Source organism: Campylobacter concisus (genome assembly GCA_002092835.1).
GTDB classification, from domain to species: domain Bacteria; phylum Campylobacterota; class Campylobacteria; order Campylobacterales; family Campylobacteraceae; genus Campylobacter_A; species Campylobacter_A concisus_K.
In genome coordinates, this window is sequence record LVWL01000019.1 from 92,703 (window position 1) to 115,329 (window position 22,627).

Below are 22,627 nucleotides of genomic sequence, written 5' to 3' on the forward strand. Positions count from 1 at the left end.
ATGAATAAAAAAAACAATAGTTCAATCTTAAGTTTTATCGAAAATTTTGGTAACAAATTGCCAAATCCAACTATGCTTTTTATATATCTTTCGATTATTACGATAATAATATCGTTTGTATTAGAAAAGATTGGCGTTGGTGTAAGCTATCAGGCTATCAAAGATGGACAAATATCACAGCTTAATGCAAATGTTATAAATTTGCTTTCTGCTGATAGCCTTAGATCTTTTGTTTCGTCTGTGCTTAAAAATTTTACTAGTTTTTATCCTTTGGGAGTAGTCTTTGCAATTATTCTAGGTATTGGTATTGCAGACAAGTCTGGACTTTTATCAGCACTTATGACAAAGATTGCCTTAAAATCTTCTAAAATATGGGTAACTCCAATCGTTATTTTTCTTGGCGTAATGTCAAATGTTGCTTCCTCAGTTGGCTATGTTGTACTAATCCCGCTCGGAGCTATTTTATTTGCTGGATTTGGTCGCCATCCAATTGCTGGACTAGCTGCTGCTTTTGCTGGTGTTAGCGGTGGCTGGTCGGCAAATTTATTAATCGGTACAAATGACCCGATGTTTGCGGCATTTTCTATGCAAGCAGCTAGCGTGTTAAATCCAGATTATGTGGTACTAGCAACTGCAAATTGGCACTTTATGATAGCTTCAACATTTTTGATCGTATTTGTTGGCTGGTTTGTAACGGATAAAATCGTAGAGCCTAGGCTTGGCAAATTTGATTTTTTAGGTGATTTTAGCTTACAAGAGCATAGCGAGATAAGTGCAGAGCAAAAACGTGGCTTAAAATTTTCGCTAATAGCGTTGATTGTTTTTGTGATTTTACTGCTTGTGGCTATTTTGCCTTCAGGCTCTTTATTTGGAGCAAAAGGCAATGAAAGCTTTATGAAATCTACTTTTATGCATTCTATTGTTGTTTTTATGATGTTACTTTTTATAGTGGTAGGCGTAGCTTACGGTGTAGGTGCTAGGACTATAAAAAGCAGTAATGACGCCATAAAATTTATGGAGCAATCTATTTCTGAGCTATCAGGATTTTTGGTTTTGATATTTTTTGCAGCCCAGTTTACATATCTTTTTAATACCTCAAATATTGGGCTAGTGCTTTCTGTAAAAGGTTCTATTTTTCTAAAAGAGATCGGGTTAACTGGACTTAGCCTTATCATAGTTTTTATTTTCTTGATCGCTTTTATAAATTTATTTATAGCTGTTGATTCTGCAAAGTGGGCGATGATGGCTCCGATTTTTGTACCAATGTTTATGAATCTTGGACTCTCGCCAGAGCTTACACAGGCTGCTTTTAGAATAGGCGACTCTACTACAAATATCATAACGCCTTTGATGCCATTTTTTGTTTTGATAGTAGCTTTTATGCAAAAATACAATAAAGAGTTAAAAATCGGATCAGTAGTTTCTATTATGCTTCCTTATACGGTTGCATTTTTAATTTCTTGGACAGCATTAATGTCGTTTTGGTACATTTTTGATCTACCGCTAGGACCTGGTGCAGTTATACACTATGTAAAGTAAAATTTTAAAAGGAAAGCAATGACATTTTCACAAATAATATTAACCCTTCAAAACTATTGGCAAGAGCAAGGTTGCGTTATACTTCAGCCATACGACATGCCAGCAGGTGCGGGCACCTATCACCAAGCGACTTTTTTAAGAAGCCTCGGACCAAAGCCGTGGGCTACTGCATACGTTGCCCCATCTCGCCGCCCGACTGACGGTAGGTACGGCGAAAACCCAAACCGCCTAGGCGCTTATTATCAGTTTCAGGTGCTCATTAAACCAAGCCCGGAAAATATACAAGAGCTTTATCTAAAAAGCCTTGAAAAGCTCGGGTTAAATTTGAAAAATCACGACATCCGCTTCGTCGAGGATAACTGGGAGAGCCCGACGCTAGGCGCTTGGGGGCTAGGCTGGGAGGTCTGGCTGGACGGTATGGAGGTGACGCAGTTTACGTATTTTCAACAAGTGGGTGGCATCGCATGCGAGCTGATCTCTGGTGAGATAACATACGGCCTTGAACGTTTGGCCATGTATCTCCAAGACGTAAATAGTGTCTACGACATCGTTTGGGATGACAGGGATGGAAGCATCGTAACATACGCCGATGTGCATAAGCAAGGCGAGTACGAGTGGAGTAAATATAACTTTGAAGTAGCAAATGTCGATATGCTTTTTAGCCAGTTTGAAAATGCATTTAACGAGTGCAAACGCTGCTTAGAGGCTAAAATTTCACTGCCAGCTTACGACTACTGCATGCTTGCGGCTCACACATTTAACGTCCTTGATGCGCGTGGGGCGATAAGTGTTACACAAAGGCAAGACTACATCCTAAAAATCCGCGAGCTGGCCAAAGAGTGTGCGCTAACTTATAAAGAGAGCCTAGAACAAAAGTAAAATTTATGAAAATAGCTGAAATTTATAAAATCTTAGATGAAATTTGCCCATTTGTGAGCCAAGAGGGCTGGGATAATAGCGGCCTGCAAGTTGGCTCATTTGACAGCGAATTTGAGCGAATTTATCTAAGCCTTGATCTTGATAGTGAGCTTTTGCAAAGTGTCTTGCCAAACTCGCTCATTATTACACATCATCCGCTCATTTTTAAAGGGCTAAAGTGCCTAGATTACAGCCTCTATCCAAGCTCGCTCATAAGAGAGATGATGATAAAAAACATCTCGCTCGTCTCGCTTCACACAAATGCTGATCTTGCCTTTTTAAATGAAAAATTTGTGACGCAGGTTTTGGGGCTTGAAATTTCAAGCAAAGAGGGCTTTTTGATCTACGCTGATGTGAAGATGAAATTTGCTGAGCTTTGTAAATTTGTAAAAGAAAAACTTGGGTTAGAAAATTTAAGAGCCGTTCATGCAAAAGATGAAATTTCTAAAATTTGTATCTGCACTGGAAGCGGCGCAGATCTCATCCAAGAGGTCAAAGCAGACGCCTTTTTAACGGGCGATCTAAAGTATCACCAAGCCCTTTATGCAAAGGAAAAAGGACTAAATTTGATCGACATAAATCACTATGAAAGCGAGCGTTATTTTAGTGATTTTTTAGCAAAATATTTGCAAAATCTAAAAATTGAAGTTATAATAAGCAATTCTAAAAACCCATTTACATATTGCTAACAAAAAAAGGAAACATTATGAATAAATATTTGCAACAATTAGTTGAATTATCTGATCTTGACAAACAAATAGACGGTTTCACACCGCGCATACAAGAAGTAGAAAAAGCTTATAAAAGCATAGAAGAAGAGTGTGAAACTATAGCGGTTAATGTAGAAAGACTAGATGAAGAGGTAAGCGACTTAAAGTCTCAAAAATCAGGCACAAATGCTCATATTGCCGAGTTTAGTGCGAAGATAAAAGATGTAGCTAAAAAAAACTCAAGTGCAAAAAGCGAAAAGGAGATAAAAGCTCTAAGTCTTGAAGAAGATATTGCAAAAGAGCAACTTGAGGCTGCAAATGAAGAGATCGCTAGACTTGAGAAGCTAATAGATAGTAAAAACAGTCAAAAAGACGAGCTTGGTGCAAAAAAAGCTGAACTTGAAGAGAATTTAAAAAATATAAAAAGCAAAACTTCATCTGAGCTTGAAAATATCGAAAAAGAACGTAAAGAAGTTTATGCTAAAAAAGACAAGCTTATCGCCACCATGAATCAAAAAATTCTCGCATTTTATGAAAAAATTAGAAAATGGGCTCATAGCACAGCCGTTGTTCCTGTAAAAAAACAAGCTTGTTATGGTTGCTTTATGCAGATAAACGACAAAACTTTTTCTGCTGTTATCAAGGGCGAAGATATCGTTACATGTCCACATTGTGGCAGAATTTTGTATAAACAAGAGCAATAACACATTTCGTGATAATAATATATTACTTTCTAGCCTCAATACTCTATCTCTTTGGGGCTATCTTTTTATTTTTTTTAAGTTTTAAAAAAAAGTATCATAAGTCGATTCCAGCACGTTTTTTTCTATTTAATAATCCTAGATTTCAAGATGCAGATGTGCATTTTCACGCTTGTTCGTTTGGTGAAGTGCAAGCACTTAAACCTTTGATGCAAAAATTTTATAGCAAAGCCATAAGTGTGGTGACAAATACTGGCTTTGAAGCGGCAAGTAAAATTTGCTCTAACGCGAGATTTTTACCGTTTGAAATTTTTTTGCCGTTTTGGCTAAAAAAGAGCAAAATTTTAGTTATTTTTGAGGCTGAGCTTTGGCTTATGCTAGTTTTCATGGCAAAGCTAAAAGGCAGCCGTGTGATATTAATAAATGCGAGAATTTCAGACAGAAGCTATAAAGGTTACTTGAAATTTAGCTTTTTCTATAGATATCTTTTTAAATTTATAGATAAAATTTATGCCCAAAGTGAGCTTGATAAAGAGAGGCTAAAGTCGCTTGGAGCAGGCAAAATAGAGGTCGTTGGCAACATAAAAGCTGCGTTTTTGCCAAGCATGAGTAAAATTTATGAAAAGCCAAAAGCTAGAGTGATCGTGCTAGCAAGCACGCATACAGGCGAAGAAGAGATGATTTTAGATAATTTAGATTTAAGAGAAAACGATCTTTTGATCATCGCGCCACGACATCCTGAGAGGTTTGCAGAGGTTGAAAAGATTGCAGCCAACTACGCTAAAAAGCATGACTTTAGCTTTGCGAAATTTAGCAAGACGCATAAATTTGAAGCTAAAGTAAATTTACTTGACACTTTAGGCGAGCTTGTAAATATCTATGCCATTAGCGATATAGTTGTGCTTGGAGGCAGTTTTTTGCCAAATATCGGTGGGCATAATCCAATCGAGTGCGCACAGTTTAACCCAGTGATAATAAGTGGCGAGTTTATATTTAACCAAAAGGCATTATTTAGCCTAGTTGAAAACATCTATATCGTAAAAGCTAGCGAGATCGGCGGCATAATAGATAGTGACGCTAAAAAGAGCAAGATCGCCGTGCATGCCAGTGCTGATGCGATCATAGAAGATATAAGGAGCACTTTATGAGTGAAGAAAAAGCGTATAAAATTTTAGCCAAACAAAAAAATATCTCAAACAACGAGGCAAAGGAGCTAATTGACAGCGGCATAGTTTATGCCAAAGGGCAAAAGGTGATGATAGCTCGAGCGCTAATGAGTGAAAATACTAAATTTAGCGTCGAGGAGATGCCAAAACCAAGCGTTATCTTTGAAGATGAAAATTTAATAGCCATCAGTAAACCAGCCGCCATAACTAGTGAAAAAATCAGCCAAATGTATAAATTTCCGCTTCTTCACAGGCTCGATAAGGACACAAGCGGGGTGCTGCTTCTTGTAAAAAATGATGAATTTGCAAGCCTTGCCATAAATGAGTTTAAAAAGATGAAGGTTGAGAAAAATTACGTGGCCGCAGTTAGGGGCATCATGAGCGAGGAAGCGGTCGTAAATGAGCCGATCTTAACTATAAAAAATAAAAATGGCGCCTTTTCAAAGATATCAAAAGATGGCAAAGAGGCGATCAGTGAAATTTCACCGCTTATGGTTGTTGGTAAAAAAACACTGGTAAAAGTTGCCATAAAAACAGGCAGAACGCACCAGATAAGAGTGCATTTAGCTAGCTTAAATTTACCTATCGTTGGCGATGAGAAATACGGCAAAAATAGAGCAAATAGAATGTTTTTACATGCCTATTCTATCGCCCTTTTAAACTATAAATTTAAAACGCCGATACCAAAAGAGTTTAACTCTCTTGGATTTGAACTATCTAATAAATTTGAAATTTAAAGAGCAATAAAGAAATTATTTAGTAATATACGCCCTTTAATAACAACTTACGAAAGGTGATTAGTGTTCGAACAAATTAGCGAGTCTTTTAGATTAGCCGTTAGCAAGATACGTTTTGTAGATGACGAAAAAGCTCTAAAAAACGCACTTGACGTGCTCAAAAAAGCTCTTTTAAAAGCTGATGTTCACCATAAAGTCACCAAAGATCTACTCGCATCTATCGAAAGCGAACTAAAGCAAACTGGCGTTGGTCAAAAGAATTTCTTAGATGCGATCAAATCAAATTTGACGACTATTTTGACGGCTCCTGGAAATCAAGGCTTTGTCTATGCGCCAGTTGCACCGACTATTGTTTTGATGGCTGGTTTGCAAGGTAGCGGTAAAACAACGACAACTATCAAGCTTGCAAACTATCTAAAACTAAGAAAGAAAAAAGTTTTAGTTGCGGCTTGTGACTTGCAAAGATTAGCGGCAGTTGAGCAGCTAAGACAGCTCTGCGTTGCAAATGAGATTGATCTTTTCTTTATAGAAAATGAAAATAATCCTATAAAAGTAGCAAAAGAAGCACTAGAAAAAGCAAAAAGTGGTCTTTATGATGTGCTTTTAGTGGATACTGCTGGTCGTCTTGCGATCGATGAAAAGTTGATGCAAGAGATAAAAGATGTAAAAAATGCGATAAATCCACATGAAATTTTCTACGTAGCTGACGCTATGAGTGGTCAAGACGCCGTAAAAACAGCTACAAGTTTTAATGAAATTTTGGGAATTTCTGGAGTTATACTTTCTAAATTTGACTCTGATTCAAAGGGTGGCGTAGCTATTAGTATCGCAAAACAGTTAAATATCCCACTTAGATTTGTTGGTACTGGCGAGAAAGTAGCTGATATCGAGAGCTTTATACCAGACCGCATCGTAAGCCGTATAATGGGCGAGGGTGACTTAGCTACTTTGGTTGAGAAAACATCGACTATAATTGATGAAAAAGAGGCAAAACGTCTAAGCCAAAAGATAAAAAAAGGTCAGTTTAACTTTAACGACTTTTTAGATCAAATGGAAAGCGTTAAAAAGCTTGGTAGCATGAAGTCTTTGATGGGGATGATACCTGGACTTTCAAATATTGCAAATCAGATAAAAGATATAGATCTTGATAATTCAAAAGAAATTTTGCATATTAAGGCTATGATAAACTCTATGACGCAAAAAGAGCGTGAAAATCCAGACCTTTTAAACAATAGTAGAAAAAGGCGTCTAGCAGCTGGCTCCGGACTATCTCAAGTAGAGGTAAATCGTTTTTTAAAGCAGTTTGAAAATGCTTCAAAGCTTGCTAAGAAATTTTCAGGAAAAGGCGGAGCAAAGGGACTTGCAAATATGCTTTCTCAAGCAAATTTAAAAAGACCTGTTTGATAAAAGGGTTTAAATTTGGATATTTGTTATCTAAATTTAAGCTTTATTTAAAAACAAGAGGAGAATATAATATGGCAACAGTAGTAAGACTAACAAGAATGGGACGTAAAAAAAGACCTTTTTATCGTATAGTTGTTACAGATAGCAGAAAAAGACGTGATAGTGGCTGGATAGAAAGTATTGGCTATTACAACCCTATGGTTGAGCCAAATGTTATAAATTTCAACAAAGAGAGATTAGATTACTGGAAAAGCGTTGGTGCTAAACTTAGCGATAGAGTTGCACAAATTACAAAATAATGGTTAAAAATTTTTTATACGAATACGCCAAGTTGATTGCTGATTTTCCTGATAAAGTAAGTGTTGATCGTCAGGAACTTGGTGAAAATTTTGCTGAGATAATTATAAGTGCTGATAAGGTTGATACGGGAAAACTTATCGGCAAAGATGGCAAAATGATAAACGCTATAAAGACTGTTATTATTGGTTGTAAAGCCAAAGATAATACAAGCTATAGAGTAACGGTAAAAGCTATTGAATAGTGATATTGTTGAAGTCGCTACCATCGGAAGATGTGTTGGTTTAAAGGGCTACTTAAAGCTTCACAATAAGAGCGACTTCCCAGAACAGTTTAAAAAAGGTGCAACCTTTTTTGACAAAAACAATAATCAGCTGACCATAAAAGACTACAATAGACAAAAAGAGCTGGTGTTGTTTGAAAATTTTGATGACTTAGACCTTGCTAAAACGCTTGTAAATATAACTATATACACCACAAAAGAGCTCACTAGAAAAAACTGCAAATTAAAAAAAAATGAATTTTTTCAGTTTGATATTATTGGCTTAAAAGTTATAGAAAATGGTGAAATTTTGGGTATTGTAGAAGATATCCAAGATAATTTTGCAAATTCACTTTTATACATAAAAACTGATGAAGAGCTTACCTTAGGTGGTAAACCAAAGAATTTTTACATTCCATATTTAGAGCATTTTATTATAAGTGTAAATTTAGACAATGAAGAGATTTTGGTAAAAGGTGCTAGAGCCATTTTAGAAAATTCATGAAATTTACGTTTATTACGCTTTTTGAAAATTTAGTTAAACCTTATTTTTGTGATTCTATTTTAAAACGTGCAATTGGTAATAAATTTATTGAAATTGATTTTATAAATCCAAGAAATTTTACTAAAGATAAGCATAATAAAGTTGATGATTATATGATCGGAGGTGGAGCAGGGCTTTTGATGTTTCCACAGCCTTTGGATGATTCGATCAAATTTCTAAAAGAAAAAGATAAAAATACTCACGTGATATTTTTGACACCAGCTGGTAAAAAATTTAATCAAAATGATGCAAAGAGGCTTTCTAAAAAAGATCACATTTGTTTTGTTTGCAGTAGATATGAAGGCCTTGATGAACGAGTTGTTGAGCTTTGGGCAGATGAAGTTTTTTGCATAGGCGATTTTGTTTTAACTGGCGGAGAGCTTCCTGCGCTTTGTATGAGTGATGCAATATCAAGAAATATACCTGGAGTTTTAGGAAACGATATGAGTCTTGAAGTTGAGAGTTTTGAGGATAATTTGCTTGAAGCCCCATCTTTTACAAAGCCTGATAATTTTAGATCAATCTTTGTGGTTTCAGAGTTTTTAAAGGGTAATCATGCTAAAATCCACAACTTAAAAAACAAGATGGCTCACTGCAAAACAAGGTACTTTCGCCCTGATTTATATCAAAAGCTAAAGCCACATAAATAAGGAAAAACATGAGAAATAAATACATTGAAGCGTTTGAAAATGCTCAAATTGCTGGTAAGAATATCCCTGACTTCCGTGCAGGTGATACATTGCGTGTGGCTACTCGTATTCATGAGGGCGACAAAACAAGAATTCAAAATTTTGAAGGCATTTGTATAGCTAGACGTGGTAGCGGTACTGGCGAAACATTTATCATCAGAAAAATCGGTGCTAACAGTGTTGGTGTTGAGAGAATTTTCCCAATATTTAGTGATTCTATCGAAGAGATAAAGGTTCTTAGAAAAGGTCGTGTTAGAAGAGCTAAACTATTCTACCTACGTGAACTACGTGGTAAAGCAGCTAAGATTCGCGAACTTAGAAAATAATTTTTCATTTGTCCTGAGAATTTCAGGACAAAATTTCTTTCTTTTATACTTAATTTTTACTATTCTATACAACATGGTTTTTAAGCTTTTTGAAAAATAAATTCTAAAGTATTATGATATTTTTTAATGCGATGTACTTCAAGTGTTGTTTATTAATTTTTTTCTAAGTAGATATATTTTGACTTAACTAGACAAGAATAAAAAATATTTAAATGTTTTTTAAAAAGTGTGGAATAATTTGTTAGATATAAAAATTACAAGATCGCTGATATGATCTTGAAAGATGAGCTTGAAAGTGGCGATGAGATCACCATCGATAGCGATGGCGAGAAGATCATCATTAAGAAAAAATAACTTCAAATTTACTTGGCAGGTCGAATTTGACTTGCCAAGTATAAATAAATTTAACTAATATCCTTATTTGATCTGTAATAAAATATAAAAAATAGCACGCAAAGCATCGCTATAAAGGCAAAGACTATCAATGTGCCATCTTTAAATGAGCTTAAAAACATACCGTTTGTATTCATGCCAAAAAAGCCAGTGATGAAATTTATTGGTAAAAATAGCGCCGAAAGTAGCGTTAAAAGGTAGATATTTTTGTTGATCTTGTCGTTTTTGTCGCTTTGTATAAATGAGTAGATGTCATCGACCCTATAGGAGTATTCGTTGGCTATGGTTTTAAAGACACTTGCTTCGTGGATGCTGTTTTTAAGCTCTTTTTTAAGACCTTGTTGCTCACTTTGGCAGATAGCAAGTGCTTCGTAAAAGTGCGAAATGCTATTTTGAAATTTTCTGATCTCATACTTTAAAAAGTGGTGTCTTTTTATAAATTTCTCAAAATTTTTCTGGCTAGCATAAATTTTCTCATACTCGTTTAGCTCGTCTCGATGCTCTAAAATTTTATTTGCATATTCGTTACAAATCCCCTTAATAGCTGCTTTAAATGTGCTTTTGTCGCATTCATGTTCAAGATCTTCTTTGTAATTTTTGCCATCTTTAAATAAAAATTTAAAAACTTGCTTTTGCGATAATGAGATGAGTGTTATGTAGTCAAACTCATCTCCATAAAAATATCCGCTAAGTGCGTTTTTATAGCTCATCTGTGCTCCTTTTTGCGTAGAAATTTCTTTTAAATTTAGCAAATTCGCCAGCCTCTATCGCCTCTCTCATCTCTTCCATCAAATTTAGATAGTAGTGCAGGTTATGAAGGCTTGCTAGTCTAAAAAACGTGAGCTCTCTTGCCTTAAAAAGGTGGTTTAGATAGCCTCTAGAGTAGCGTTTGCAGGTGTAACACTGGCAGGCTGGGTCTATCGGCACGTGATCGTTTATAAATTTAGATGATTTTATATTTATCTTGCCAAAGCTAGTAAAAAGCGTGCCGTTTCTTGCGTTTCTTGTTGGCATAACGCAGTCAAACATATCAACGCCTCGCTCCACGTTTTCGACCAAATCTTCTGGTGTGCCAACGCCCATTAGATAGCGAGGCCTAAGTTCATCCATAAATGGCATAACCGCCTCAACTGTGTCATACATCGCCTCATTGCTCTCACCAACGCTTAGACCTCCTATGGCAAGGCCGTCAAATGGCATCTCATTTAGCGCCTGCGCGCAAAATTTACGTGCCTCATAGTCGGTGCCGCCTTGAACGATACCAAAGATATTTTGCTGCAAGCCAACGCCCTTGCTCCGCATAAATTTGTGATAGTCAATCGCCTCTTTTGCCCATTTTATCGTCCGTTTTATGCTGAGATCTATCCTTTTTGGCTCAGCAGGCAAGGCGACTAGGTCATCAAGTATCATCATGATGTCGCTGCCTAGGTCATACTGCGTGTCAAGGACGGATCTTGGCGTGAAGTAGTGCGTGCTGCCATCGATGTGGCTTTTAAATTTTATCCCGCCATCGTCGTTTTTGGTGTTTGACCTAAGCGAAAATGCCTGAAATCCGCCGCTATCAGTTAAAAACGAGCGATCAAATTTAGAAAATCCATGCAGTCCGCCAAACTCACACACGACCTTGCTGCCAGGGCGCAGATACATATGATAGGTGTTTGCTAGAATTATTTTTGCGTCTAAAATTTCACTCATATCAAAGGCGTCTAGCTTTTTACTGCGCCAACCGTGCCAACAGGCATGAAACTGGCGTTTGTATCACGCTGTGTGCAGTCGTGAGAATGCCGCGCCTTGCGTTGCCATCTTTTTTTATAACTTCAAATTTCATCTAAGTCCTTAAAATTTTTGATTTTTTATTTTAACAAAATTTATAATATAATCCAGAAATTTTAAGGCAAAGGAACTTTTTGCAAAAGAGAAATGATATCGTTTTTACCGAAGCAAACGGCACTACGACCATAAAATTTGCAGGTGAGTTTAGCTACAAAGAGGCTAAAAATTTACAAAGCATTTTTAAAAAAATTCAAAAGCTTAACGGCAATGTTAAATTTGACTTTAGCGAGCTAAAGAGCATTGATTACGCTGTTTTGATCCTTTTAAAAAACACGCTAAATGGCAAGAAATTTGAGATCATCACAAATGACGAGAAGATAAAGGCGATGGGTGAACTGCTAAATGACGAGAAGATCGATTTTAGATATATGCCACCGCACAATAGCCTAAATTTTTTCTCACGACTTGGCGAGAAAATTTGCGAGGGATTTGTAAATTTAGTTGAGTTTGGCTCGTTTTTGGGCGAGTTTTTGATAAAAAGCGTCAAAATTTTCCTTAATCCTGCAAATTTAAGGTTTAGAGAATTTAGTAACTACATAAAAGATGGCGGTGTAAATGCCGTTTTTATCGTATCGCTCACCGCTTTTTTGATAGGCGTCGTGCTTGCATATCTTGGTAGTGCGATGCTTGCAAGCTTTGGGGCAAGTATATTTATAGTAGAGATCATGGGTATGCTAACGCTTAGAGAGGTGGCACCGCTCATCGCTGCTATCGTTGTGGCAGGCAGGTCGGCCTCCAGCTTTACCGCGCAAATTGGTGCTATGAAGCTAACTGAGGAGATAGACGCGATGAAGACGATGGGTTTTGAGCCATTTAACTTCTTGGTCTTGCCGCGCATCATCGCCATGGTGCTTTGCGTGCCTGTCATCATCTTTATAGCTGATGGCATAAGCATCTTAGGGCAGATGATCATTTGCCAAACTATTCTTGACATTAGCTTTAGCGACTATCTAAATAGATTTCGCGAGATGGTCGAGCTTAGGCACTTTGCTGTTGGCATGATAAAGGCTCCGTTTTTTGGTGCTGTAATAGCGATCATTGGGTGCATGAGGGGATTTGGCGTTAGTCAAAACGCTCAAAGCCTTGGAGCGATGACAACGGTTAGTGTTGTAAATGCGATATTTTGGGTCATCGCGCTTGATGCATTTTTTGCGATAATTTTTATGTGGCTAAAGATATGAACGAGATAATAGTTGGAAAAAACATAACGACAAGTTATGGCGATAAGATAATGCACGATAATGTGAGCTGGAGCGTAAAAGAGGCAGAAATTTATGGCTTTTTGGGCGGCAGTGGTACTGGTAAAACGACGCTAATGAAGACGATGATATATCTAAAAAGCCAAATAAGGGCGATATAACGTTTGATGGCGTCAATATGTGGAAAAGTAGCCCCAAAGAGCAGCAGGAGATCAAGCTAAAAAGTGGGACGATGTTTCAGTTTGGAGCGCTTTATAGCTCGATGACGATACTTGATAATGTGGGCGTTTTGCTCCATGAGTACTCTAAATTTAACAAGCGTCAGATCGATGAGATAGCGATGTTTTGGATACAAAAGGTGGGGCTTAAAAAAGAAGTTTCTATGCTTTATCCAAGCGAGCTAAGTGGCGGTATGAAAAAGCGTGCTGCGCTTGCAAGAGCCTTAGTGCTAAGTCCTAGGGTGCTATTTTTGGACGAGCCAAACAGCGGTCTTGATCCAGTGAGCTCACGCCAGATGGACGCGCTCATAAAAGAGCTTCGTGATAGCATCGGCGTAACAGTTGTTATGGTGACGCATGATGCGGATAGTATTTTTGATATTTTGGATAGATTTTTGATAATAGATAATAAAAAAATAGCCTTTGAGGGAGATATAAAAGAGCTTGAACATCTTGAAAATAACCCGCTTGAAGAGCTATTTAAGATGAGGAAAAAGTAGATGGAAAATAGAAATTCTTATACCATTGTTGGCATGTTTTTCATAGCCTGCCTTACAGCATTTGCGATATTTATCTGGTGGATGACTAGCAAGAATAACACAAAAGTTGATTTTAAGGAATATTACATCCACACAAGCGAGCTGCCAAGCGGATTAAAGGTGGATTCTACGGTTAAATTTATCGGCGTGCCAGCAGGAAGCGTTAGTGATATAAATTTTGTCGATGATAAAAACGCTCTTATAAATATCACGATGAAGATAAGAGAGGACCTGCCTATCAAGGCTGATAGCGTGGCAAGTATAGAAGTTCAGGCCATCAGCGGTGTGGCTAGCATAAATATAAGCCGTGGCACAAAAGACTTTGCATCAGGCCAAAAGCCTATCTTGCAGCTTGAAGAGAGCCTCTTTTCAAAGCTTGGAAACAACGCTGAAAACATCACCTTAAAGATAAATCAAACACTTGATAAAGTCGATAACTTTTTCTCGCCTGAAAATATTGCTCACGTAGAGTCAGTCCTTAAAAATATTGATAAATTTACACAAGTTTTAACAGACGAAGAGGGACTAAGTGAGGTTGATAGTATCGTTAAAAATGTGAAAAATTTTACAGATACTTTAAACAAAACCGATACAAAAGAATTGGTTAAAAATTTAAATAGACTAATTTCAAATGCAAACCAAGTTTTTGTATCGGCAAATTCGGCTATCACTGGATATAATTCGCTGCAAGAACTCATCACTAAAAAAGCTAAAGATGGCGAATACGACCTTAGAAATACGGTTGGTCCGTTATTAAGAGAAGCGAGTGATTTTTTAAATGGATTTGACAAGACACTTCGTGAGTTTAGAGGTGCGCTTCAAAGACTCGAAGATAATCCTTACGAGTTTTTCTTCACAAATCCAGTTCCAAATGACAAAGGAGATAAAAAATGAGAAATTTGATATACATAGCGGCTGCATTTTTATTTTTTGGCTGCTCGCTAAAGACCGACGTACCACAAGCTACGATGTATGAGATACACTACTCAAATAAGGAGTGCTCGGCTGAAAACAAGCAAAAAGAGCTAAAAAATGTCTTCATAGAAAATGTGAGCGCTCTTGATATGGTCGATACTAGAAAAATTTTGATCGTAGCCGAAAATAATAAAATCAGATATCTAAGCGACGCTAAATTTGTATCTGAGCCAAGCGAAATGGTCTATAAATCGCTTGTAAAAGGGCTTTATTCAAACTGTGCTGCAAAACCGATATTTTCGCCAAATGCAAAGGATCTTAGGCTAAAAGTTAGCATCATCTCACTTCAGATAAGAGGCGACAAGGCCGAAGTTTCACTAGCTTACGAGCTGTTTAATGCAAACACTTCGCTAAAATCTGGCATGATCACAAAAGAAATTTTTTGTCCAGATCCAAGCTCAAGTACTATTTTTGATACGATAAATAAGGCTACAAATTTAGCAATCGATACGCTAATCTCTGAAATAATCTACTAAAATTTTCTTAAATTTTTTGGCTGTGAAAGCTTAAATTTACAGCCAAAAATAGCTTATTTTAAAGACCTTTTGTTATAATGTGAGCTTTAAAATACGGAGAATTGATGAAGAAAATTTTAATAATCGCAGATGGAACTTTCGCAAGAAATTTTTTAAACAGACTGCTTGAAACAAAATCAAATTTGCATCACTATATCGTTGTTTCAAGTGAGGATTACAGTCAAAAATCAAATTATGAAAATTTTACATTTTACCAGTTTGACCCAACTAGTCTCTCAAAGCTAAAAAGCGTAAGCGATGGCTATTTTAGTCAGTTTTGTATAGTTTGCGATGATAAAAATGAGGCGGTTGCTGTTTATGAAAATTTAAGACAGATCAGCACAAAGACCGAGACTGTTTTTATGAGCTCATGGGAGCTTGATGAAAAATGCAAAGAAATATTTGCAAGCGATAAACACTTAAGCGTGGTTGATATCAGAGATATTGCAGCATCAAGACTTATGGACTATTTACCAGATTTGCCGGTTTTAGCTGATAATATCGGGCTTAGTGAGGGTGAGATCATGGAAGTTAAGGTGCCAATAGGTAGCTCTTATATGTATCGTCACATTAGCTCAGTAGCTCAAAAAAAATGGCGAATAGCCTCATATATCGAGGCAGCGAGATCATCTTGCCAAAGCCAAATGTAATGATACAGCCAAGCGATATATTACTAATCGTTGGCGATCCAAATGTGCTTCAAAATGTTTACCGCTCGATCAAGCGTGAAAGTGGACAGTTTCCAAGCCCGTTTGGTAGCAACATCTATGTGCTTATCGATATGATCTCAATGGATAAAGAACGTGTTAGCAAGCTCATAAAGGATAGCTTGTATTTGCATTCAAAGCTAAATAATAAACGCCTTTTTTTTAGAGTGATAAATCCAACTTTAGGTGAAAATTTAGATACTTTAAAAGCGATAAAAGAGAAAAATATCATCGTTTTGATGGATTATTTTAATAGTGATAACAAATCTATAAAACATGACGTTTTAAAGCACGATATCGGTCTAATCTTAAGCGATGATAAATACTTTTTTAAATTTAAAAAGCTATTTTATGAGCTAAAGCTTCCAGTGATAAAAACGGGTAAAATTTTGCTCTCAAATATAAAAGAGGGCGTTATACTAGGCGATCAAAGTCAAGAAGTGGAAAATCAATCAGCTGTAATAACAGACTGCTGTGCACAGCTTGATTTGGAGATGAAATTTTACTATTTTGATAATAAGCATAGCGATGATGAGGCGTTAAGAGAGCATTTTGAGAGTATTAGCGCGCTATTTTCTAAGCGTATAAAGATAGAAAATCACAATCTTAAAAATCCGCTTGTAAAACTAAAAAATACAAAAGATCTGCTTCATTTTGTGATGTTTAGCAAAAGCGTGGCAAATGGTGGGGCATTTGCCTTTTTATCGACAAATTTAAATAGGCTTTATAAAAAACTGAGCCAAAACGCACAGCTTTTTGTGCCAGTAAGTGAGTAAAAATGCAGATAAATTTAAATCTTAAAGAAAAAGCATCAAGCTATAAAATTTATATAAATGAGCTTGAAAGACTAGAGCTAAAAGGCAAGGTTGGCATCGTTACAAACGCCAAAGTAGCGGGGATTCATCTTGAAAAGCTACTTAGTATTTTGAAGTGTGATGAGAAATTTATCATAAGTGTGCCTGACGGCGAAGAGTATAAAAACCTTGAAACGTTAGAGCAAATTTTAGAGCAGCTTTTTGTTAGTAAATTTGATCGCTCATCTACGCTAATCGCCTTTGGTGGTGGCGTCATAAGCGATATGACTGGCTTTGCGGCGAGCATCTATGAAAGGGGGATAAATTTCATAAATATCCCAACCACACTTCTAGCGCAAGTTGATGCAAGTGTGGGCGGAAAAACGGGTGTGAATAATAAATTTGGTAAAAACTTAATTGGCTCATTTTATCAGCCAAAGGCGGTTTTTTGTGAGATAAATTTCTTAAAGACATTGCCAAAGAGAGAATTTGCAGCTGGCGTGGCTGAGGCTTTAAAGATGGCGATAACCTTTGACAAAGAGATGTTTGATTGGCTAAAGAGCGTAAATTTAGATGATGAAAATTTAGCCAAGCTGGTTGAAAAGTCGGTAATTTTAAAAGCAAAAGTGGTTGAGCAAGATGAGAAGGAAAAGGGGCTAAGAGCCATCCTAAACTACGGACATACCTTTGCTCACGTTATAGAAAATGAGACGAATTATAAAGAATTTTTACATGGCGAGGCGGTGGCGATAGGTATGAATATGGCAAATCGTTTAAGCGTAAAACTAGGACTCATGAGCGAGGCAGAGGCAGAGGATATCAAACAGGTTTTAATGAAATTTGGCCTTCCAGTAAACTACAAAATAGAAAATGAATATGCATTTTACGAGGCATTTTTTATGGATAAAAAGACAAAAGATGATAAGATAAATTTCATCATTGCAGATAAAATCGGCAGTGCGATCATCAAAAATGACGTCAAAAAAGAAGACGTTTTAAAAATTTTAAGAGAATTTAAATGAAAAAGATCCTAGCTTTAATACTTTTTTGCTTTGCCCTTTATGCTGAGGAGAACGTTACGCTTGAGCAAAATGGCTCGCAAAATTTACAAAATAACGAGCTTATTAAAGATATTTCAAATCTAGATAACTCACTAAAAAACAATATCTGGATCACAAGGTATGCTAACTATAACACTTATCAAAGACTTATTGATGAGCTTGAAAAAAATGAAAATGAACTAAAGAAACTGGACAAAAGCTCAAGAAGAGGCAGCGATATCATAAAGAGAATCCAAACCCTAAAAGAGCAGATAAATTTACTAAAAGAATATGAAAAAACGCCATTTTCAAATATGCTAGCAGCTCCTGAAATGGATACTCCACCAAGGATAACAAGTCCTGTTGCACTTATATCTGGCTTTTCGTATATCAAAAAGATAAAGAGCGATAAGATCGAGTATCAAAGGCATATAAAAGAGCTTGATACGCTTTTGGAAAAGCTTGAAACAAAAGAAAATTTACTAAATAGACTAAATTTGATAGAAGAAAATGAGCAAAATAGAGAAAGCCTAAACTTGGTAAAACAAGAAATAGGCGACTTTAAAGCGGCAAAACAGATCGCTGATACAACTTATAATGTCTATGAAAAAAGAGCTGATGAGGCTATAAATTTAACCACCTCTGATATAAAAGCTCAGTTTTTAAGTATGGGCTATACAGCTATCATCATTCTTTTAACGATCGGGTTAACATTTATCGCTAAATTTATCGTTAAAAGAACGATTACCGATAATGAGAGATTTTACACGGTCAATAAATTTTTAAACGTTTTAAATATCACCGTTATCATCATAATCTTACTCTTTTCATACATCGAAAATGTTACATATCTGGTAACCGTGCTAGGTTTTGCCTCAGCTGGTATCGCCATTGCGATGAAAGATATGTTTATGAGTATGCTTGGCTGGATGGTGATCATGTTTGGCGGCTCTATACATGTGGGCGATAGGATCAGAGTGCTTCATGACGGCAGTGAATTTGTGGGCGATGTGATTGATATCTCTTTACTTAGGCTGACCGTTTTTGAGGATGTTAGCTACTCGACTTATAAGACAAACCGCCGTGCAGGCAGAATCATCTTTGTGCCAAATAACTATATCTTTACCGACCTCATCGCAAACTATGCTCATTATGGTATGAAGACCGTTTGGGATGGTATAGATATCGTTATAAGCTTTGATAGCAATCATAAAAAAGCTGTGTATCTAGCAAGAAATGTCGTTAAAAAATACTCAAAAGGCTACACTGATATCGCAAAACGCCAGATGAATAAACTAAGAAGCCAATACAGCATCAAAAATCCAAACGTCGAGCCAAGAATTTATACATTTTTTGAGCCTTATGGTATAAATGTCTCATGCTGGTATATGGCAAATTCTTATGCGACTTTGGCTCTTAGAAGCACTATTAGCGCTGAGATTATAGAAGCATTTTTAGCTCAAGATGATATAAAGATCGCTTATCCAACACAAACCATGTTTATAGGCAAAAAAGAAAATCCAAGCGATCACACCGCTCACAGCGAGCAAGAGAGTGAAAATTCTTAATGCAAAAGATATTTTTTAAAACATTTGGATGTCGCACAAATATCTATGATACCGAGCTTTTAAAAAGCTACATCAAGGACTACGAGATTACAAATGATGAAGATGCTGCTGATATCGTGATCATAAACTCGTGCACTGTTACAAATTCTGCCGATAGCGGTGTCAGAAACTACATAAACGGCGTAAAAAGGCGTGGGGCAAAGGTGGTGCTGACTGGATGTGGAGCGGTTAGCAAGGGCAAAGAGCTATTTAATAGCGGTATATTTGGTGTGCTAGGAGCTAGCAAAAAGAGCGATCTAAATGAGCTTTTAAAGCAAGAAAAACCATTTTTTGAGCTTGGAAATTTAAACTCAGTTGATAAAAATATAGTTACAAATTATGAAAATCACACTAAGGCTTTTATAAAAATTCAAGAAGGCTGCAACTTTAGCTGCAGCTACTGCATCATCCCTTCAGTTCGTGGTAAGGCTAGAAGCATGGATGAGGCTATGATACTAAAAGAGGCAAGAATTTTAGCCCAAAACGGCTATAATGAGCTCGTACTAACTGGCACAAATATAGGCAGTTACGGCAAAGATACAAATAGCTCTCTTGGTAAGCTTTTGGCAAGCTTGGGTAAAATTTCTGGCATTAGACGTATTCGGCTCGGAAGTATTGAGCCAAGCCAGATAGATGAGAGCTTTAGAGAAATTTTAAAAGAAGAGTGGCTGGAGCGTCATTTGCACATCGCGCTTCAGCACACGAGTCAGACGATGCTAAAGATCATGCGAAGACGAAATAACGCATTTAGTGATTTGGAACTTTTTAATGAGCTTAGTTCTCTTGGCTTTGCCCTTGGCACGGACTATATCGTTGGTCATCCAGGAGAGAGTGAGGAGATATGGACAGAGGCTGTGGAAAATTTTAAGAAATTTCCTATCACACATCTGCACGCTTTTGTATATTCACCAAGGCGTGATACGCACTCAGCTACGCTAAAAAGCGATGTTAGCGGCGATGTGGCAAAAAATAGGCTAAAAATTTTACAAGGCATTACTTTGCAAAATAATGAAAATTTTAGAAAAAAACATAACGGAGCTTTGAAAATTTTAGTCGAGCAAAAAAATGGTGAATTTTACGAAGGTTTTGATCAGTTTTACAACAAAGCTAAAATTTTAAGCCAAAAAGATATAACAAAAGAGTGGGTGGAGGTAAGCGAATATGAAGTTAAGCCAGATGCCAATTATGCAAAAATTTAAATTTAATAAAAAAATATCCTAATAATCGCAGCTATCGCATTAATCAGCGTGCTGTTATTTGCCGTTAGCAAAGAGCCACGAAATATCACATATTCGCAATATATGCAGCTAATGGATGGAAATTTTATAGACCGCGCTGTAATCAATGATGATGAAGTCGTGCTTTATGCACAAAACAATCGTTTTTCAATCATAAAAGAGGGCATCGATCTAAAAGAGCTTATTAAAAAAGTGCCTGTTGAAAAGACTAAGCAATACATCACCCCTGGCATGATCTGGGGTTTTATCATCTTTGTCTGCTTTGTGCTTTGGTATGCTTATATCTTTAGAAGTATCAGGAAAAAAGAGGAGAGCTTGCTTAGCAAAAAAGAGGGTGCATTTGAGATAGAAAGCGTGCTAAATCAAAACACTATGCCAGTCATCTCAAATGTGAGATTTAGCGATGTGGCAGGTATTAGTGAGGTTAAAAGCGAGCTTAGCGAGATAGTTGATTTTCTAAAAAATCCACAAAAATATAGAAATTTTGGTATCAAAATGCCAAAAGGCGTGCTAATGATAGGCCCTCCAGGCGTTGGTAAGACGCTTGTGGCAAAGGCGGTTGCTGGCGAGGCAAATGTACCATTTTTCTATCAAAATGGTGCTAGTTTTGTGCAAATTTATGTTGGCATGGGTGCAAAAAGAGTAAGAGAGCTTTTTAGCAAAGCTAAGTCTTATGCTCCGTCTATTATCTTTATCGATGAGATAGATGCTGTTGGAAAGAGCAGGGGTGGTACTAGAAACGACGAGCGAGAAGCCACTCTAAATCAGCTACTAACCGAGATGGATGGCTTTGAGGACAACTCTGGCGTCATCGTAATAGCTGCTACAAATAGGATCGAAATGATCGACGAGGCACTACTTAGATCGGGTCGTTTTGATAGGAGAATTTTTCTTTCGATGCCTGATTTTAACGACAGAGTGGCTATTTTAAATACCTATTTAAAAGATAAAAAATGCGATGTTTCAGCCGAAGATATCGCTAGGATGAGCGTTGGCTTTTCAGGTGCGGCACTTAGCACACTTGTAAATGAAGCTGCGATAAATGCTCTAAGAAATAATGAGAGCGTACTAAAAATAAGAGACTTTGAGGCTGTTTTAAATAAGGTCTTGCTTGGTAAGAAAAAAGTACTAAGCTACAGCGAAAGTGAGAAAAAAATCCAAGCTGTCTATCAAGGTGCAAAGGCACTTAGTGCTTACTGGTTTGATGTGAAATTTGAAAAAATTTCACTCATTGAAGACCGCTTTATGGCAACCGAGCAAGAGATAGAGTCAAAGTCGCAGATGATATCTCGCATTAAAGTATTAATCTCTGGCATGTGTAAGCTTGAAATAGACGAAAATGATATTTTTTCAAACTCGAGCAGTGATCTAAATTTAGCCAAAGAGATCGCATCAAAGATGGTTTATGAGTACGGCATGGGTAGCTCTTTTGTGCCAAATCCAAACGACGTCGAAGAGATCTTAAAACAGGCAAAAGAAGAGATAATGTCCTTTTTAAAGGGTACAAACGAGCAGATCGCAAAGATCAGTTCATATCTGCTAGCGTACGAGAGTGTAGATAAAGAGGCGCTGGCAAAAATTTTAAATGAAAACTACTAAAGGAGAAAAAGTGAAAGCAAAAATAGGCATACTAACTCTATCTGATCGTGCAAGCGAAGGCACATACGAGGACAAATCAGGCCCAGCGATCAAAGAGGTGCTTGATAGCTGGATAGTGAGCGAGCGTGAGTACTTTTATGAGGTGATCCCAGATGAGTTTGAGCTTATAAAAGAGAGGCTTGTGCACATGATAGACGTGTTTGGTTGCGACCTTGTGCTAACTACTGGCGGTACAGGACCAGCGGTGAGAGACGTTACGCCAGAGGCTACTGAGGCTGTTTGTGAGAAGATGATGCCAGGCTTTGGTGAGCTAATGAGAGCTGCAAGCTTGCAATACGTCCCAACAGCGATCCTGTCACGCCAAACAGCAGGTATCAGAGGGCACGCGCTAATCATAAATTTACCAGGTCAGCCAAAGGCGATAAAAGAGTGCTTGGAGCCGGTATTTCCAGCGGTGCCATACTGCATAGACCTGATCGAAGGTGCGTTTATTGAGACTGATGAAAATGTGATGAAAGTTTTCCGCCCAAAACAAAAGAAAATTTCTTAATCTTTTAGGCCTAAATTTAAGCTAGCTGCCCTTGTGGGCGGCTAAATTTAGGTTTTGCTTACTATTTTAAATTTATATATTCAAATTTGGCCGCAATCAATAAAATTTAGTATAATACTGCAATAAC

General features: G+C 37.0%; 21 protein-coding genes and 3 pseudogenes. 22 read left to right on the forward strand and 2 right to left on the reverse strand.

The genetic code is table 11. The features are described from left to right. From A3835_04865 to A3835_04920, 12 genes are all read left to right on the forward strand, one after another. Nucleotides 1–1,539, forward strand: coding sequence for an aminobenzoyl-glutamate transporter (locus tag A3835_04865; protein ORI07829.1), 1,539 nt, complete (start codon nucleotides 1–3; stop codon nucleotides 1,537–1,539). A gap of 18 nt (nucleotides 1,540–1,557) precedes the next feature. Continuing rightward, complete coding sequence (locus tag A3835_04870) at nucleotides 1,558–2,418, forward strand: glycine--tRNA ligase subunit alpha (GenBank protein ORI07830.1); 861 nt, start codon at nucleotides 1,558–1,560, stop codon at nucleotides 2,416–2,418. A 5-nt stretch (nucleotides 2,419–2,423) separates the two neighbouring features. Then, nucleotides 2,424–3,146: a Nif3-like dinuclear metal center hexameric protein gene (locus A3835_04875; GenBank protein ORI07831.1), complete on the forward strand. Its 723-nt coding sequence runs from the start codon at nucleotides 2,424–2,426 to the stop codon at nucleotides 3,144–3,146. 17 nt (nucleotides 3,147–3,163) lie between these two features. Further along, on the forward strand, nucleotides 3,164–3,871 hold the full coding sequence (locus A3835_04880; GenBank protein ORI07832.1) for a hypothetical protein: 708 nt from the start codon (nucleotides 3,164–3,166) through the stop codon (nucleotides 3,869–3,871). A gap of 8 nt (nucleotides 3,872–3,879) precedes the next feature. Next, nucleotides 3,880–5,016 carry a 3-deoxy-D-manno-octulosonic acid transferase gene (locus A3835_04885; protein ORI07833.1) on the forward strand — a complete coding sequence of 379 codons (1,137 nt, stop codon included), beginning with the start codon at nucleotides 3,880–3,882 and terminating at the stop codon, nucleotides 5,014–5,016. Further along, nucleotides 5,013–5,771 carry an RNA pseudouridine synthase gene (locus A3835_04890; GenBank protein ORI07834.1) on the forward strand — a complete coding sequence of 253 codons (759 nt, stop codon included), beginning with the start codon at nucleotides 5,013–5,015 and terminating at the stop codon, nucleotides 5,769–5,771. Before A3835_04885 ends, A3835_04890 begins: the two co-directional genes overlap by 4 nt. Before the next feature lie 63 nt (nucleotides 5,772–5,834). Continuing rightward, nucleotides 5,835–7,175, forward strand: a complete 1,341-nt coding sequence (locus A3835_04895) for a signal recognition particle protein (protein ID ORI07835.1) — start codon at nucleotides 5,835–5,837, stop codon at nucleotides 7,173–7,175. A gap of 71 nt (nucleotides 7,176–7,246) precedes the next feature. After that, a complete protein-coding gene (locus A3835_04900; GenBank protein ORI07989.1) occupies nucleotides 7,247–7,474 on the forward strand; it encodes a 30S ribosomal protein S16 in 228 nt (75 codons plus the stop codon). Continuing rightward, the gene (locus tag A3835_04905; protein ID ORI07836.1) at nucleotides 7,474–7,716 is read left to right on the forward strand and encodes an RNA-binding protein; all 243 of its coding nucleotides are present in this window, start codon (nucleotides 7,474–7,476) and stop codon (nucleotides 7,714–7,716) included. Before A3835_04900 ends, A3835_04905 begins: the two co-directional genes overlap by 1 nt. Continuing rightward, nucleotides 7,709–8,239 carry a 16S rRNA processing protein RimM gene (locus A3835_04910; GenBank protein ID ORI07837.1) on the forward strand — a complete coding sequence of 177 codons (531 nt, stop codon included), beginning with the start codon at nucleotides 7,709–7,711 and terminating at the stop codon, nucleotides 8,237–8,239. The genes A3835_04905 and A3835_04910 overlap by 8 nt, the downstream gene beginning before the upstream one ends. Next, nucleotides 8,236–8,928: a tRNA (guanosine(37)-N1)-methyltransferase TrmD gene (locus A3835_04915; GenBank protein ORI07838.1), complete on the forward strand. Its 693-nt coding sequence runs from the start codon at nucleotides 8,236–8,238 to the stop codon at nucleotides 8,926–8,928. Before A3835_04910 ends, A3835_04915 begins: the two co-directional genes overlap by 4 nt. 8 nt (nucleotides 8,929–8,936) lie before the next feature. Then, on the forward strand, nucleotides 8,937–9,293 hold the full coding sequence (locus A3835_04920) for a 50S ribosomal protein L19 (GenBank protein ID ORI07839.1): 357 nt from the start codon (nucleotides 8,937–8,939) through the stop codon (nucleotides 9,291–9,293). Between the two features lie 404 nt (nucleotides 9,294–9,697). Here A3835_04920 and A3835_04925 read toward each other — a convergent pair whose 3' ends face one another. Next, complete coding sequence (locus A3835_04925; GenBank protein ORI07840.1) at nucleotides 9,698–10,396, reverse strand: peptidylprolyl isomerase; 699 nt, start codon at nucleotides 10,394–10,396, stop codon at nucleotides 9,698–9,700. Further along, a pseudogene (locus A3835_04930) lies at nucleotides 10,386–11,514 on the reverse strand (tRNA guanosine(34) transglycosylase Tgt). The gene A3835_04925 and the pseudogene A3835_04930 overlap by 11 nt, the downstream one beginning before the upstream one ends. 79 nt (nucleotides 11,515–11,593) lie before the next feature. Here A3835_04930 and A3835_04935 point away from each other — a divergent pair. The 10 genes and pseudogenes from A3835_04935 (at nucleotide 11,594) to A3835_04980 (ending at nucleotide 22,500) form a co-directional block, all read left to right on the forward strand. Continuing rightward, a complete protein-coding gene (locus tag A3835_04935; protein ID ORI07841.1) occupies nucleotides 11,594–12,700 on the forward strand; it encodes an ABC transporter permease in 1,107 nt (368 codons plus the stop codon). Then, a pseudogene (locus A3835_04940) lies at nucleotides 12,697–13,436 on the forward strand (sulfate ABC transporter ATP-binding protein). The gene A3835_04935 and the pseudogene A3835_04940 overlap by 4 nt, the downstream one beginning before the upstream one ends. Beyond that, complete coding sequence (locus A3835_04945) at nucleotides 13,437–14,369, forward strand: mammalian cell entry protein (GenBank protein ORI07842.1); 933 nt, start codon at nucleotides 13,437–13,439, stop codon at nucleotides 14,367–14,369. Continuing rightward, complete coding sequence (locus tag A3835_04950) at nucleotides 14,366–14,926, forward strand: hypothetical protein (protein ORI07843.1); 561 nt, start codon at nucleotides 14,366–14,368, stop codon at nucleotides 14,924–14,926. Before A3835_04945 ends, A3835_04950 begins: the two co-directional genes overlap by 4 nt. Before the next feature lie 104 nt (nucleotides 14,927–15,030). Beyond that, nucleotides 15,031–16,448: pseudogene (locus tag A3835_04955) on the forward strand (potassium transporter TrkA). Nucleotides 16,449–16,450: 2 nt separating this feature from the next. Continuing rightward, nucleotides 16,451–17,488, forward strand: coding sequence for a 3-dehydroquinate synthase (locus A3835_04960; GenBank protein ID ORI07844.1), 1,038 nt, complete (start codon nucleotides 16,451–16,453; stop codon nucleotides 17,486–17,488). Continuing rightward, complete coding sequence (locus tag A3835_04965; protein ORI07845.1) at nucleotides 17,485–19,074, forward strand: hypothetical protein; 1,590 nt, start codon at nucleotides 17,485–17,487, stop codon at nucleotides 19,072–19,074. The genes A3835_04960 and A3835_04965 overlap by 4 nt, the downstream gene beginning before the upstream one ends. After that, nucleotides 19,074–20,312: a tRNA (N(6)-L-threonylcarbamoyladenosine(37)-C(2))-methylthiotransferase MtaB gene (locus A3835_04970; GenBank protein ID ORI07846.1), complete on the forward strand. Its 1,239-nt coding sequence runs from the start codon at nucleotides 19,074–19,076 to the stop codon at nucleotides 20,310–20,312. The genes A3835_04965 and A3835_04970 overlap by 1 nt, the downstream gene beginning before the upstream one ends. A 15-nt stretch (nucleotides 20,313–20,327) precedes the next feature. Next, nucleotides 20,328–21,950, forward strand: coding sequence for an AAA family ATPase (locus A3835_04975; protein ID ORI07847.1), 1,623 nt, complete (start codon nucleotides 20,328–20,330; stop codon nucleotides 21,948–21,950). 10 nt (nucleotides 21,951–21,960) lie between these two features. Next, nucleotides 21,961–22,500 (forward strand): molybdopterin adenylyltransferase, encoded by a 540-nt coding sequence (locus A3835_04980; GenBank protein ID ORI07848.1) that lies wholly within the window; start codon nucleotides 21,961–21,963, stop codon nucleotides 22,498–22,500. Nucleotides 22,501–22,627 lie beyond the last annotated feature (127 nt).

Excerpts from the sequence above, each read along its gene's own strand:
- A3835_04915 (ORI07838.1), top strand. The coding sequence starts at position 8,236 with ATGAAATTTACGTTTATTACGCTTTTTGAAAATTTAGTTAAACCTTAT.
- A3835_04950 (ORI07843.1), top strand. The coding sequence starts at position 14,366 with ATGAGAAATTTGATATACATAGCGGCTGCATTTTTATTTTTTGGCTGC.
- A3835_04945 (ORI07842.1), top strand. The coding sequence starts at position 13,437 with ATGGAAAATAGAAATTCTTATACCATTGTTGGCATGTTTTTCATAGCC.
- A3835_04875 (ORI07831.1), top strand. The coding sequence starts at position 2,424 with ATGAAAATAGCTGAAATTTATAAAATCTTAGATGAAATTTGCCCATTT.
- A3835_04925 (ORI07840.1), bottom strand. The coding sequence starts at position 10,396 with ATGAGCTATAAAAACGCACTTAGCGGATATTTTTATGGAGATGAGTTT.
- A3835_04970 (ORI07846.1), top strand. The coding sequence starts at position 19,074 with ATGCAAAAGATATTTTTTAAAACATTTGGATGTCGCACAAATATCTAT.
- A3835_04965 (ORI07845.1), top strand. The coding sequence starts at position 17,485 with ATGAAAAAGATCCTAGCTTTAATACTTTTTTGCTTTGCCCTTTATGCT.
- A3835_04890 (ORI07834.1), top strand. The coding sequence starts at position 5,013 with ATGAGTGAAGAAAAAGCGTATAAAATTTTAGCCAAACAAAAAAATATC.
- A3835_04900 (ORI07989.1), top strand. The coding sequence starts at position 7,247 with ATGGCAACAGTAGTAAGACTAACAAGAATGGGACGTAAAAAAAGACCT.
- A3835_04905 (ORI07836.1), top strand. The coding sequence starts at position 7,474 with ATGGTTAAAAATTTTTTATACGAATACGCCAAGTTGATTGCTGATTTT.
- A3835_04920 (ORI07839.1), top strand. The coding sequence starts at position 8,937 with ATGAGAAATAAATACATTGAAGCGTTTGAAAATGCTCAAATTGCTGGT.
- A3835_04960 (ORI07844.1), top strand. The coding sequence starts at position 16,451 with ATGCAGATAAATTTAAATCTTAAAGAAAAAGCATCAAGCTATAAAATT.
- A3835_04865 (ORI07829.1), top strand. The coding sequence starts at position 1 with ATGAATAAAAAAAACAATAGTTCAATCTTAAGTTTTATCGAAAATTTT.
- A3835_04870 (ORI07830.1), top strand. The coding sequence starts at position 1,558 with ATGACATTTTCACAAATAATATTAACCCTTCAAAACTATTGGCAAGAG.
- A3835_04880 (ORI07832.1), top strand. The coding sequence starts at position 3,164 with ATGAATAAATATTTGCAACAATTAGTTGAATTATCTGATCTTGACAAA.